Here is a 12,493-nt window from a genome sequence, read left to right as displayed (position 1 = left end):
TGGATTCAGAATTCCTGCTGCGCTTCTTCCAACCGTTCCAGCTCAGACTGCAGCTTGGTCATAAACTTGAGTTTACGGACCGTATCGGCAGCCTGGTTCCATTCCTGCCCGGCCAACTGGGCTTCGAGCAGGCCGATCAGCGACTGATATTCCTGCTGCAGCTCCATGTCGAACGCCATGATGGCCCCGAAAATATCGGCGGCGTCGGCAATTTCTTCGAGCTGCTCCCGCCACTCCATCTGCTGCATCAGGAAGGCCGGATCTTTCAGGGTCTGCTGCTCTGCCCGGATATCGACGTTATGTAGGGAAAGCAGGTATTCGGCGCGGGTCAGGGGCTGCTTGAGGGTGGAAAAGGCATCATTGATTTGAGCGGCACGCTGTACCGCTTGCAAACGCTCCCGCTCGGGACGGGAGGCAAACTTGTCGGGATGGAACTGCATCTGCAGTTGTCGGTAGGTATCGGCCAGTGCCTGCTTGTCGAGAACGAAGTGCTCGGGCAAGCCAAACAGCTCAAAGTAATTCATGCCGATATCCTTAAACGTTAAAGCTCTCGCCGCAACCACACTCCCCGGTTACATTGGGGTTGTTGAATTTAAAGCCTTCGTTGAGGCCTTCCTTCACAAAATCCAGCTGAGTGCCATCCAGGTAGATAAGGCTTTTGCTGTCGACGATCACCTTGATACCTTCATGTTCGAACACATTGTCGCCTTCGGACAGCTCGTCAACAAACTCGAGTATATAGGCCAGGCCGGAACAGCCGGTGGTTTTCACCCCCAGGCGTAACCCCAGGCCCTTGCCCCTGTTGTTTAAGAATGTCTGCACCCGGTTGGCGGCTGCGTCGGTAATGGTGATCGCCATATCTACTCTGCCTTACGCTATGTTTTTCTTCTTCTTGTAATCGTCAATCGCCGCCTTGATCGCATCCTCTGCCAGGATGGAGCAGTGGATTTTCACCGGCGGCAAGGCCAGTTCTTCCGCGATTTGGGTATTTTTGATGCTGGCCGCTTCGTCCAGGCTCTTGCCCTTGACCCATTCGGTGATCAGCGAGCTGGAGGCGATGGCGGAGCCACAGCCATAGGTCTTGAACTTGGCATCTTCGATGATGCCTTCATCGCTAATCTTCAGCTGCAGCTTCATCACGTCGCCGCAGGCGGGCGCACCCACCATGCCGGTGGCCACATTGGGATCGTTCTTGTCGAAACCGCCGACGTTACGGGGGTTTTCATAGTGCTCTATTACTTTTTCGCTGTATGCCATGATTCTTTATCCTCGCAAATCCATAGACACCTTAATGGTGCACCCACTCAACTGATTCCAGATCGACACCGTCTTTGAACATTTCCCACAGGGGAGACATGTCACGCAGACGGCCGATGGCGTCGTTGACCAGACGCACGGCGTAATCAATCTGCTCTTCGGTAGTGAAGCGACCTATGCTGAAACGGATAGAGCTGTGTGCCAGCTCATCGTTCAGGCCCAGGGCTCGCAGTACGTAAGAGGGCTCCAGGCTGGCGGAAGTACAAGCCGATCCGGAAGACACCGCCAGATCCTTGAGCGCCATGATCAGCGACTCACCTTCTACATAGGCGAAGCTGATATTCAGGATACCGGGTACCCGTTGCTCCAGGTCACCATTGACATAGACCTCCTCAATGCCTTTCAGGCCATTGTACAGGCGGTTACGCAGGGTCAGGATACGCTCACCCTCAGCCTGCATGTCTTCTTTGGCGATACGGAAGGCTTCACCCATACCGACGATCTGGTGGGTGGCCAGGGTGCCGGAACGCATGCCCCGCTCGTGGCCGCCGCCGTGCATCTGGGCTTCCAGACGCACCCGCGGCTTGCGGCATACATAGAGGGCGCCGATGCCTTTGGGGCCATAAATCTTGTGGGCGGACAGCGACAGCAGATCAATGTTCATGTCCTGCACGTCGATGGTGATTTTACCGGCGCTCTGGGCGGCATCCACATGAAACATGATCTTGCGGCTGCGGCACAGCTCACCGATGGATTTGACATCCTGGATAACGCCGGTTTCGTTGTTGACATGCATCAGGCTCACCAGGATGGTGTCGTCGCGCAAGGCGTTCTCGATTTGTTCCAGGCTGAACAGGCCGTTAGGCTGGGGCTCCAGGTAGGTCACTTCGAAGCCTTCCCGTTCCAGCTGACGGCAGGGATCCAGCACGGCTTTGTGCTCGGTTTTGGAGGTGATGATATGCTTGCCTTTCTTGCCGTAGAAGTTGGCAATGCCCTTGATGGCCAGGTTATCCGACTCGGTCGCACCGGAGGTAAAGACGATTTCGCGGGGATCCGCGTTAATCAGCTCGGCAATCTGGTTACGGGCGACATCGACCGCTTCCTCGGCTTGCCAGCCAAAACGGTGCGAACGGGATGCAGGGTTACCGAAAATACCGTCCATAGTCAGGTATTGCATCATTTTTTCGGCTACTCGGGGATCCACCGGACAGGTAGCCGCATAGTCGAGATAAATGGGCAGTTTCATCATCTTCTCCATTACAACGCTGCCCTAACAGGCAGTCTTGTCATCGACACTTAAAGTTGTACTTTTAAGCTCACTTTTTGTTGCCCGGGTTCGTCCAGGGTCAACAGGCTCACATTGTTATCTTGCTGCTCGGCAATCCGCCTGACATCGTTCTGGTTCACCAGTTCGGCCAGGCTGATACCGTCTAAAAAATTGCTGATACGATCGCTCAGCGCACACCAGAGGGTGTGGGTCAGGCATTGGTGACCACTCTGGCAATCGCCCTTGCCCTGGCACTTGGTGGCATCGACCGATTCATCGACCGCGGCGATCACGGAGCCGACCGAAATCGCCGCCGCATTCATCCCCAGGCGGTAACCGCCACCGGGGCCACGTACACTGCTCACCAACCCCTGCTTACGCAGGCGGGCAAACAGCTGCTCCAAATAGGAGAGGGAAATACCCTGACGCTCTGAAATGTCAGCCAAGGATACAGGGCTGTCGCTGCCATGGAGGGCGACGTCCAGCATGGCAGTAACGGCATAGCGCCCTTTTGATGTCAATCTCATGGGATTAAACCGTGTCTTTAGATGCGGTCAGGGTGTCATACCCGAGTATTTCAGTCAAGTATATGTCCGGGTAATTCACTCAGGTATTACCACTTGGGCCGCGCTTCTGGCGTTTTTGCACCGAGCTGAGGATGCCCCGCAGGATATTCAGTTCATGATCTTCGGGACGGGCCCGGTTGAACAGGCGGCGCAACTTGAGCATCACCTGTCCCGGGTGGGGTTTGATGATAAACCCGGTGTCCAGCAGGGTCTGTTCCAGATGCTGGTAGAAACGCTCCAGCTCCTCGGCCAGGGGATAATCCTGCTCGATGGGCTCCGCCGTGTCGACCGCCTGCCGGCCCAGCCAGGCCATGCGCACCTCGTAACTCAGGGTCTGCACCGCCATCGCCAGGTTGAGAGAACTGTACTCAGGATTGGCGGGGATGGCCACATGAAAGTGGCATTGTTGCAATTCATCATTGGTCAGACCGGTGCGCTCCCGGCCAAAAACCAGGGCCACCTTATGTTTTGGTGCTTCAGCCATCGCCTTTTCACCCGCTTCGCGGGCATCCAGCATGGGCCAGGACCAGGTACGTGAGCGGGCGCTGGTGCCGATCACCAGGCCACAGTCGGCCACCGCCTCGGCCAGGGTCGGTACTATCCTGGCCCGGGCCAGGATATCGCTGGCGCCGGCGGCCAGCGCCACCGCCTGACCATCGGGCGGGGTCACGGGATCCACCAGCCACAAATCCCCCAGGCCCATGGTCTTCATGGCCCGGGCGGCGGAGCCGATGTTGCCGGTATGGGAGGTGTTTACCAATACAATACGAACTTGCTCAAGCATATCCATTCGGTTCAATTGTGCTTAAGGCGCAGGATATTAGCACAGTCGTAACAGGGATTCAGGTGTTATCCTCACCCCGGCCCGGCTTTTGTCTGCATCGCCATATCGGCCTGACGCACAATACCGGCCAGCAGCGCCAGTGCCGGCGGGCACCCAGGCAGGAGAGCCGGTCTTTCACCTCAATGGTATCCAAACCCAATCCGGGTATGGCTAAAACCAGCTCAGCGATGTGCCCGGCATAGCCGGGAATGCCTCGGATGGATCAGCCGTTTTCGGCAACAATCGCCATGCTTTCGCCGGCATGCCCTGACTGCCCGTTACTGCAATGGCTATTGGAATCAATTGCCGGGGTGGAATGGCTGCCGGTACCGGCCGGGCCGACAGCTGGACATGGGTCACGGACGAGTCCCTAACATCCCGGTTAACAGGACCCGGGCCACCCCGGGCGTACCATGGCCTCAACGCCGCAACATGGCTTGCTCCCCAGCCAGGTCCAGCTCCAGCAAGGCGTACCTGTGTTCGACAAAGTCATGGATGTTGGTCGCCAGGGTCAATTTAAAATAGGCGGCGGCCTGCTCGGGCTGATCATTGCGCTGGGCTTGTTTGGCCAGATAGAAATAAGCCTCGCACAGGCGCTCTGCCAGCTCCTGATTATCCTGGCTTTCGTTGGAGATGCGGTTGAGCAGGGCTTCGTCCGTGCTCTGCCCCAGATACACCTTGACGATATCCCAGGCCCATTCATCGCTGCCATATTGCGCCAGATGCGCACTCAGCCGAGCCTTCGCCTCGTCTGCGTCCACCTGCTCCAACGCCAGATACCACCACAGCAGGCGGTAGGGATCACTGGGATCTTCATCGAGGAATATTTTCAGATCACGGGCGGCCAGGGTCGGCCGGCCACCGTAATAGAGGGCGATCCCCCGGTTGAGATGGGCATAGTGATAGTCAGGCGCCAGCTCCAGGGCCGAGTCGAAGGCTTCATAGGCTTCGTCGAATTCCTGGTTCTGGGTCAGATAGACACCGTTGAGGTTATAGGCATCGGCGAAATCGGGCTTGTCTCGCAGGGCGCGGTTAAAGTCCAGCCGAGCCATCGCCCTGAGGCCCACCCGATCGAACACCACGCCGCGCTGGAAAAACAGCTCGGCCCTTTGCTCCGCCGTTAAATCGGGGTAGCTCAACATCTGTCCCAAACGGGCAATACTCAGCTCACTTTCGTAGGATACCTGCATAGGTACCGGCAAAATCAGGGTGGGGGTCACCACCCGGGGGGCCGAACATGCTGTTACCAGCAACCCCAGCAAGGCTATCACCGAACTGAGCAAAAACCTGTGTTTCAAGATGGCTCCGAACTTGTCTTATTATCACCACATGTTATGCAGCTCAATGACATTTGTCATGCTGCAAATACATTCGCCAATAAAAAGGGGCACAGAAGGCCCCATTTATCTGGATTATCACGGCAGGGGATCCTGATCAGCCCCTTCCTTTTCAACCGGCGGCGGTAACATATGCTCCCGCTGCACGCCCAGGAACATGGCCCAGACACTGGCGATATAGATGGACGAGTAGGTACCGAAACCAATACCTAACAGCAAGGCGGTGGCAAAACCGTGGATCAGTGCCCCCCCCTTGAGGAACAGGGCCACCACCACCACCAGCGTCGTCGCCGAGGTGATCAGGGTCCGGCTCAGGGTGTCGGTGATCGCCTCGTTAAACACGTCGGCGGTGGTGCCGCTGCGCAGCCGGCGGAAGTTTTCCCGCACCCGGTCAAATACCACTATGGTGTCGTTGAGTGAATAGCCCACCACGGTCAGCAAGGCGGCCACTATGGTCAGGTCTACTTCCAGCCGCAGCCAGGAGAATACCCCCAGGGTAATGATCACATCATGGGCCAGAGACAGCACGGCGCCGGATGCCAACCGCCATTCGAAACGCATACCGACGTAGAGCAGGATACAGAGCAGCGCCACCAGGATGGCCAGCCCCCCCTGCTCGGCCAGCTCGGCCCCGATAGAAGGACCGACAAACTCCAGTCGCTTCATTTCGGCCGAGTCCGATATGCCCGTCATGGCGGTCAGCACCGCTTCGCCCTGCTGCTGCACATTGACGTCAGCCTGGGGAGCCAGGCGGATCAGCAGCTCCCGGCTGGTACCGAAGTGCTGTACCGTCGCCCCGGGCAACCCCGCGTCGACCAAGCCGTCGCGTACCGCGTCCAGTTGCACCGGCTGGTCAAAGGCCACTTCCACCACAGTACCGCCGGTAAAGTCCAGCCCCCAGTTCAAGCCCTTGGTAAAGAGACCCAAAAAGGACAAGGCGATCAGCAGCAACGACAGTGCGCTGGCCGGTCTGGCATAGCGCATAAAGGCGATGGGTTCTTTGGTCTTGAGGATTTCAAACATCGATTATTTTCCTCATATCGACAGTTTGCTAAGGCGCTTACCGCCCCAGAGCAGGTTAACCAGCGCCCGGGTACCCACCAACGCGGTAAACATAGAGGCCAGGATGCCGATGATCAGGGTCACGGCGAAGCCTTTGACTGGGCCCGTACCTATGGCAAACAGGATAACGGCGGTGATAAGCGTAGTGATGTTGGCGTCGGCAATGGTGCTGAGCGCCTTCTCGTAACCCAGGTGTATCGCCTGCTGCGCCCCTCGTCCGTCCCGCAGCTCCTCGCGGATCCGTTCGAAGATCAGCACGTTGGCATCCACCGCCATACCTATGGTCAGCACTATGCCGGCAATGCCCGGCAGGGTCATGGTCGCCCCCGGCACCAAAGACATCACCCCGATGATGATCACCACATTGGCGAGCAAGGCCAGGTTGGCCACCAGCCCGAATTTGCGGTAGTAGATGGTCATAAATGCCACCACCGCCAGCATGCCGTAGATCATGGCCTGCAGGCCATTCTCGACGTTTTGCTGACCCAGGCTGGGGCCTATGGTCCGTTCTTCCACTATCTGGATGGGCGCTATCAGGGCACCGGCGCGCAGCAGCAAGGCAAGATTCTGGGCCTCGGACATGGAGTCGATACCGGTAATACGGAAGCTGCGCCCCAGGCGGGACTGGATGGTGGCCACGTTGATGACTTCCTGATCCTTGCGGAACAGGCGTTTACCATCACGGCCCAGCTCATCGGTCGGCTTGTACTCGGTAAATACGGTGGCCATGGCCCGACCCACGTTATCCTTGGTGAAATCCGCCATCCGGCTGCCGCCGGCCGCATCCAGATCGATATTAACCTGGGGACGGCTGAATTCATCCATCCCCGAGCTGGCATCCACAATATGTTCGCCGGTCAGGATGATACGCTTTTGCAACACCACCGGGCGGCCATCCCGATCACTGAACAGCTCGCTGTTGGGCGGTACCCGACCGGCGGTGGCTGCGGCGACATCGGCGCGTTCATCGACCAGACGAAACTCCAGGGTCGCGGTCGCGCCCAGAATTTCCTTGGCCCGGGCCGTGTCCTGAATACCCGGCAACTGCACCACTATGCGTTCGGCACCCTGGCGCTGTACCAGCGGCTCGGCTACCCCCAGCTCATTGACCCGGTTACGGATAATGGTGATATTTTGCTGCAGGGCATACTCTTTGGTTTCCTTCAGCTGTTGCTCACTCATGGTGGCAAACAGGCCGGCGTTTTCACCCTTGTCCTGCTCGCTGAACAGCAGCTCGGGATAGCGCTTGCGTAAATGGCTCAGAGCCTGATCACGGACAGCCTCATCACGAAATACCACCAGCACGCCATCATCCTGGTTCAGTACGCCGGAATAACGCAGCCGCTGTTCACGCAGCTCGGTACGAAAGTCCTGTACCATCTGCTCCTGTACCCGGCTCAACGCCGCGTGCATATCCACTTCCATCAGGAAGTGCACACCGCCGCGCAGGTCCAGGCCCAGTTTAAGCGGGTTGCCGCCAATGGCGGCCAGCCAGGCGGGGGTGGCAGGCGCCAGGTTAAGGGCGGTGATATAACGGTCACCCAGCACCTGGGCCACCAGGTCTTTGCCGTTGAGCTGGTCATCGGTATTGTTGAATCTGATCAGCAGCTGGCTGTCGGTCAGGACGGCGCTCTTGATGCTGATGCCGGCTTCGGTCAGCGTCTGTTGGGCCTGGGTCAGGGTAGCGGGCGTGACCTCGGTGCCCCGGGAGCCGGAGATCTGTAGCGCGGGGTCTTCGCCAAATAGATTGGGTGCTGCATAAAGAAAACTGATGGTGATCACCAGGATCACCATCAAGTATTTCCACAGCGGATAGCGATTTAACACGCTGTGCTCCTTGGTAAGGAATTAGAGGGACTGGATAGAGCCCTTGGGCAGGACGGCAGAGATAAAGTCCTTCTTGATGGTCACCTGGGTTTGTTCGCTCAGGCTCAGTACCACATAGTCGTTTTCGGCGGAGATCTTGGCTATCTTGCCCACCAGGCCGCCGTTGGTCAGCACCTCGTCACCCTTGCTCAGGGCAGACATCAGATTCTTGTGCTCCTTGACCCGCTTGGACTGGGGACGGAAGATCATGAAATAGAAGATCAGGCCGAATACCACCAGCATGATGATCATTTCCATACCGCCACCGGCGGCGCCACCTTGGGCATGGGCTTTGGAGATAATATCCATTCGTTTTAGTTCCTCATTAGGATGGTGAAAGAGTGTCAATTCCAGTGCACAGGCAATGACAGGCACGGCTCGCCGGCAACATCTGACCGCCCTGGAAGGCGGAACTGTCGAAAATGCAGGAGCATTTTCGACCCAGCTGCCAACGGCCGGCTTAGCCGTATTCTGCCATCACCTGGCGTCTTCGTTATTCGCCTGAAGCCACCTGCTGACCCAATGGCGGCACGGGCCTACCCTGCCTGCCATAGAACTCAGCTACAAAGTCATCTAATTTACCCTGCTCTATGGCTCCGCGTAAACCTTCCATAACCCTTTGATAGAATCTGAGATTGTGAATGGTGTTTAAACGCGCACCCAGGATCTCGTTGCACTTGTCAAGGTGGTGCAAATATGAGCGGGAATAGTTCTTGCAGGTATAGCAATCACAGTCCGCATCCAGGGGGCCGGTATCGATTTTATGCTTGGCGTTACGGATTTTCACCACCCCTTCGGTGGTAAACAGGTGACCGTTACGGGCATTGCGAGTCGGCATCACACAATCGAACATGTCGATGCCCCGGCGTACCCCTTCCACCAAATCTTCCGGCTTGCCCACCCCCATCAAATAACGGGGCTTGTCGGCGGGAATTTGCGGGCAGGTATGCTCCAGCACCTTGTGCATTTCGTGCTTGGGTTCACCCACCGCCAGGCCACCGACCGCATAGCCGTCGAAGCCGATATTGAGCAGCCCTTCCAGGGACTGGTCACGCAGATCTTCATAGACGCCGCCCTGAATGATGCCGAACAAAGCATTCTTGTTACCCTGCTTGTCGAAATGATCCCGGGAGCGTTTGGCCCAGCGCAGCGACATTTCCATCGACTTCTTGGCTTCCTCCCAGGTGGCGGGATAGGGCGTACACTCGTCCATGATCATCACGATATCGGAGCCCAGATCGTACTGGATCTCCATCGAGGTTTCCGGGGTCAGGAAAATCTTGTCGCCGTTGACCGGGTTGCGGAAATGCACGCCTTCCTCGGTGATCTTGCGGATATCGCCCAGGCTGAACACCTGAAAACCGCCGGAGTCGGTGAGGATGGGTCCCTGCCAGTTCATGAAATCATGCAGGTCGCCATGCAGCTTCATGATCTCCTGGCCCGGGCGGATCCACAGGTGGAAGGTATTGCCCAGCAGGATCTGCGCGCCGGTGCCGGCCACTTCTTCCGGGGTCATGCCCTTGACGGTGCCATAGGTGCCCACCGGCATAAAGGCCGGGGTTTCCACCACGCCCCGCTCGAAGATCATGCGTCCGCGACGGGCGCGGCCGTCGGTGGTTTGCAGTTCAAATTTCATTATTTACCTCACTGGCCGGAGAAACAGTCCGACCTTCTTGAAAACAACAGCGCTTCACCACGCTGCAAATCGGCCAAAGGGTCCACTCCACCGACACGCCGTAAACCCTTCCCTGGGGGCTCGGCGGCGCCATCCATGGCGCCAACGGTCAGTGGAGCGGCCCCCTTTGCCCTCCTCTAAGCCCCGGCACCGTCTGCTGCCGCCATCAGCCCACTCCGATACCATAAAGAAGCAACAGGGATTGCCTTAACCGACCGTCACATGCCATGGATGGCATGTGCGAGCCTACATGGATGTACTTGCAGCGTGTCGGAGAAGGCAACGCTGTTGCCTCTTTAATTACACAAAACAGGCAACCAGGACTGGTGACCGGGTGTCAGGCTTGACGCCTATGGCTGTGGTTGCCGGGTAATAAACATGGCGTCACCGTAACTGAAGAACCGGTAACGCTCACTCACCGCCTGGCGATAGGCCTCCATGATGTGGCCATGTCCGGCGAAGGCGCTGACCAGCATGATCAGCGTCGACTCGGGCAGATGGAAGTTGGTGATCATGGCATCCACCAGCTGGAAGCGGTAACCGGGATAGATAAAAATATCGGTATCGCCATAAAAAGGCGCCAGCGGCTGGCCCTTGGCGAGCGTGGCCCGGGCCGCGCTTTCCAGCGAGCGCACCGAGGTGGTGCCGACCGCCACCACCCGGCCGCCCCGGGCGCGGGTCGCTTCGATCTGCGCCACCACCGCCGGCGGCACCTCGATATATTCGGCGTGCATCTGGTGTTCGAGGATATTGTCGACCCGCACCGGCTGAAAGGTGCCGGCGCCCACATGCAGGGTGATAAAGGCCAGCTCGACGCCCTTGTCCCGCAGGGCCGCCAACAGCGGTTGATCGAAATGCAGGCCGGCGGTGGGCGCCGCTACGGCACCGGGTTTTTCGTTGTAGACGGTCTGGTAACGTTCCTTGTCCGCCTCGTCGTCGGGCCTGTCGATATAAGGCGGCAGCGGCATATGGCCGATCGCCTCCAGGATCTCCAGCACAGGCCGAGGATCATCAAACTCGATTTCAAACAGGCTGTCGTGACGGGCCAGCATGGTGGCCTGCACATCCGGCTCCAGGACAAGTCGGGTACCCGGCTTGGGGGACTTGGAGGCGCGCACATGGGCCAGTACCCGCTTGTCGTCCAGCACCCGCTCGACCAGCACTTCCAGCTTGCCGCCACTGGCCTTGCGGCCGAACAACCGGGCCGGGATCACCCGGGTATTGTTGAATACCAGCAGATCGCCGGGATGGATCAGCTCCAGTATCTGGCTGAAGTGGCCGTGGGTAATGGCGCCGCTGGGGCCGTCCAGCTGCAGCAGACGGCTGGCGGTACGCTCCGCCATGGGATGACGGGCAATCAATTCATCGGGGAGCTCAAAGGAAAAATCACGAACCTGCATATCAACCTCACTGGACAACGGGCGCTAGTCTAGTGAGCATATCCGGCGGGATCAAGGGAATTGGCGCCCGGATTGGTCTTGTTGCGCTCCCCGTCCGGCAGGGTGAACTATCTTGATAATAAAAGTGGAGAAAAATATGGCCGCCATCGTATCCGAAATCATGTCACGCCAGGTAGTCGGGCTGGAGCCGGCGGCGACGCTGGAACAGGCCCGTACCCTGATGCAACGCCGGCACATCCGCCACCTGCCGGTGGTTGAACAGCAACGGCTGATTGGCCTGGTCAGCCAGCGGGATATCCTGGCCGCCCAGGAATCCAGCCTGGAAAGCGGAACCAATGGTGATTTCTTAACCAGCCATACCCTGGCCGATATCATGACCCGGGAGGTGACCACCATCAGCCCCCGGGCCGGGATACGCGAGGCCGCCCTCTATCTGCAGAAGCACAAATACGGTTGCCTGCCGGTGGTCGACAAGGGCAAACTGGTGGGCATAGTCACCGACAGCGATTTTGTCGCCGTCGCCATCAACCTGCTGGAAGTGCTGGATAACCAGCTGGCCGGAGAAACAGAGTACGACACCGAGATCGACGACATGGATGCAGAGCTGGACCGGTCACAGGAAGATATTGATAGCGGCTCCCCGGAATGAATTATCTGGCCCATCTGCACTTGGCCCATATCAGCCACACCAGCCTGCCCGGCGCCCTGCTGGGGGAATTCGCCCGGGGGGCGATAGACCCAAACCTGCCTGCCGAGCTGCAGACCGGCATCCGGCTGCATCGGCAGATTGACAGCTTTACCGATCTACATCCCCGGCACCTGGGCGCGGTCCGGGCCCTGCCCAGTCCCTTTCGCCGATTCGGCGGCATCATCATGGATATGATGTTCGACCATTTTCTAGCCCGACACTGGCAGCAGTATCATGCCTGGCCCTTGCCGGACTTCATCGGCTACAGCCATAGCAAACTGCAACCGGACGGGCACTGGCCGGATCCGCTCGTCACCCTGGTGGAGCGCATCAAGCAATATCAGCTGCTGCAGCAATATGCCACCCTGCCCGGTATCACCCTGGCCCTGGAACGGATGGACAGCCGTTTCCGCCGTCCTACCCCCCTGCCCCGGTGCGGCCCACTCCTGGTCGAACATTACGACGCCATGGAACAAGCCTTCCTGGCGTTTTATCCCGATCTGATATCCTTCGTGCTTGAGCAGGCAGGCTCCGCCCGATAAATAACTGATT

14 protein-coding genes are annotated in these 12,493 nt (G+C 58.3%); 2 read left to right on the top strand and 12 right to left on the bottom strand.

The window, feature by feature from the left end:
- Window positions 1-5 precede the first annotated feature (5 nt).
- The 12 genes from hscB to queA all read right to left on the bottom strand — a co-directional run bounded on the left by hscB (window position 6) and on the right by queA (window position 11,253).
- Window positions 6-524 (bottom strand): co-chaperone HscB, encoded by a 519-nt coding sequence (gene hscB, locus ABD806_RS00455; RefSeq protein WP_344953457.1) that lies wholly within the window; start codon window positions 522-524, stop codon window positions 6-8.
- A 10-nt stretch (window positions 525-534) separates the two neighbouring features.
- A complete protein-coding gene (gene iscA / locus ABD806_RS00450; protein ID WP_116473653.1) occupies window positions 535-858 on the bottom strand; it encodes an iron-sulfur cluster assembly protein IscA in 324 nt (107 codons plus the stop codon).
- A 12-nt stretch (window positions 859-870) separates the two neighbouring features.
- Window positions 871-1,257 (bottom strand): Fe-S cluster assembly scaffold IscU, encoded by a 387-nt coding sequence (iscU, locus tag ABD806_RS00445; protein WP_344953452.1) that lies wholly within the window; start codon window positions 1,255-1,257, stop codon window positions 871-873.
- Window positions 1,258-1,288: 31 nt separating this feature from the next.
- Window positions 1,289-2,503, bottom strand: coding sequence for an IscS subfamily cysteine desulfurase (locus ABD806_RS00440; protein WP_344953449.1), 1,215 nt, complete (start codon window positions 2,501-2,503; stop codon window positions 1,289-1,291).
- A gap of 50 nt (window positions 2,504-2,553) precedes the next feature.
- Complete coding sequence (gene iscR, locus ABD806_RS00435) at window positions 2,554-3,051, bottom strand: Fe-S cluster assembly transcriptional regulator IscR (RefSeq protein WP_344953446.1); 498 nt, start codon at window positions 3,049-3,051, stop codon at window positions 2,554-2,556.
- A 79-nt stretch (window positions 3,052-3,130) separates the two neighbouring features.
- A complete protein-coding gene (gene trmJ / locus ABD806_RS00430) occupies window positions 3,131-3,874 on the bottom strand; it encodes a tRNA (cytosine(32)/uridine(32)-2'-O)-methyltransferase TrmJ (protein WP_344953443.1) in 744 nt (247 codons plus the stop codon).
- Window positions 3,875-4,332: 458 nt separating this feature from the next.
- Window positions 4,333-5,211: a lipoprotein NlpI gene (gene nlpI / locus ABD806_RS00425; protein WP_344953440.1), complete on the bottom strand. Its 879-nt coding sequence runs from the start codon at window positions 5,209-5,211 to the stop codon at window positions 4,333-4,335.
- A 117-nt stretch (window positions 5,212-5,328) separates the two neighbouring features.
- Complete coding sequence (gene secF / locus ABD806_RS00420) at window positions 5,329-6,273, bottom strand: protein translocase subunit SecF (protein WP_344953437.1); 945 nt, start codon at window positions 6,271-6,273, stop codon at window positions 5,329-5,331.
- Window positions 6,274-6,285: 12 nt separating this feature from the next.
- A complete protein-coding gene (secD, locus tag ABD806_RS00415; protein ID WP_344953434.1) occupies window positions 6,286-8,139 on the bottom strand; it encodes a protein translocase subunit SecD in 1,854 nt (617 codons plus the stop codon).
- Between the two features lie 21 nt (window positions 8,140-8,160).
- Window positions 8,161-8,487 carry a preprotein translocase subunit YajC gene (yajC, locus tag ABD806_RS00410; RefSeq protein WP_344953431.1) on the bottom strand — a complete coding sequence of 109 codons (327 nt, stop codon included), beginning with the start codon at window positions 8,485-8,487 and terminating at the stop codon, window positions 8,161-8,163.
- Between the two features lie 184 nt (window positions 8,488-8,671).
- Window positions 8,672-9,814, bottom strand: coding sequence for a tRNA guanosine(34) transglycosylase Tgt (tgt, locus tag ABD806_RS00405; protein ID WP_344953428.1), 1,143 nt, complete (start codon window positions 9,812-9,814; stop codon window positions 8,672-8,674).
- 389 nt (window positions 9,815-10,203) lie between these two features.
- Entirely contained in the window at window positions 10,204-11,253 is a 1,050-nt protein-coding gene (gene queA, locus ABD806_RS00400) for a tRNA preQ1(34) S-adenosylmethionine ribosyltransferase-isomerase QueA (protein WP_344953425.1), read from the bottom strand.
- A gap of 136 nt (window positions 11,254-11,389) precedes the next feature.
- On the opposite strand from queA, the gene ABD806_RS00395 reads away from it, so the two are divergent.
- Both ABD806_RS00395 and ABD806_RS00390 read left to right on the top strand, forming a co-directional pair.
- Entirely contained in the window at window positions 11,390-11,902 is a 513-nt protein-coding gene (locus tag ABD806_RS00395; RefSeq protein WP_344953422.1) for a CBS domain-containing protein, read from the top strand.
- Complete coding sequence (locus ABD806_RS00390) at window positions 11,899-12,483, top strand: acyl carrier protein phosphodiesterase (RefSeq protein WP_344953419.1); 585 nt, start codon at window positions 11,899-11,901, stop codon at window positions 12,481-12,483. Before ABD806_RS00395 ends, ABD806_RS00390 begins: the two co-directional genes overlap by 4 nt.
- The last annotated feature ends 10 nt before the right edge of the window (window positions 12,484-12,493 follow it).

Source organism: Zobellella aerophila (assembly GCF_039539325.1).
Classification (GTDB): Bacteria; Pseudomonadota; Gammaproteobacteria; order Enterobacterales; family Aeromonadaceae; genus Oceanimonas; species Oceanimonas aerophila.
Note: the sequence above shows the minus strand (reverse complement) of the source record. Positions and strands in the feature narration are given on the sequence as shown.

Bases quoted from the DNA above. Each gene is read 5' to 3' on its own strand.
- hscB (WP_344953457.1), bottom strand. From the start codon at position 524: ATGAATTACTTTGAGCTGTTTGGCTTGCCCGAGCACTTCGTTCTCGAC.
- iscA (WP_116473653.1), bottom strand. From the start codon at position 858: ATGGCGATCACCATTACCGACGCAGCCGCCAACCGGGTGCAGACATTC.
- iscU (WP_344953452.1), bottom strand. From the start codon at position 1,257: ATGGCATACAGCGAAAAAGTAATAGAGCACTATGAAAACCCCCGTAAC.
- ABD806_RS00440 (WP_344953449.1), bottom strand. From the start codon at position 2,503: ATGAAACTGCCCATTTATCTCGACTATGCGGCTACCTGTCCGGTGGAT.
- iscR (WP_344953446.1), bottom strand. From the start codon at position 3,051: ATGAGATTGACATCAAAAGGGCGCTATGCCGTTACTGCCATGCTGGAC.
- trmJ (WP_344953443.1), bottom strand. From the start codon at position 3,874: ATGCTTGAGCAAGTTCGTATTGTATTGGTAAACACCTCCCATACCGGC.
- secF (WP_344953437.1), bottom strand. From the start codon at position 6,273: ATGTTTGAAATCCTCAAGACCAAAGAACCCATCGCCTTTATGCGCTAT.
- yajC (WP_344953431.1), bottom strand. From the start codon at position 8,487: ATGGATATTATCTCCAAAGCCCATGCCCAAGGTGGCGCCGCCGGTGGC.
- tgt (WP_344953428.1), bottom strand. From the start codon at position 9,814: ATGAAATTTGAACTGCAAACCACCGACGGCCGCGCCCGTCGCGGACGC.
- queA (WP_344953425.1), bottom strand. From the start codon at position 11,253: ATGCAGGTTCGTGATTTTTCCTTTGAGCTCCCCGATGAATTGATTGCC.
- ABD806_RS00395 (WP_344953422.1), top strand. From the start codon at position 11,390: ATGGCCGCCATCGTATCCGAAATCATGTCACGCCAGGTAGTCGGGCTG.
- ABD806_RS00390 (WP_344953419.1), top strand. From the start codon at position 11,899: ATGAATTATCTGGCCCATCTGCACTTGGCCCATATCAGCCACACCAGC.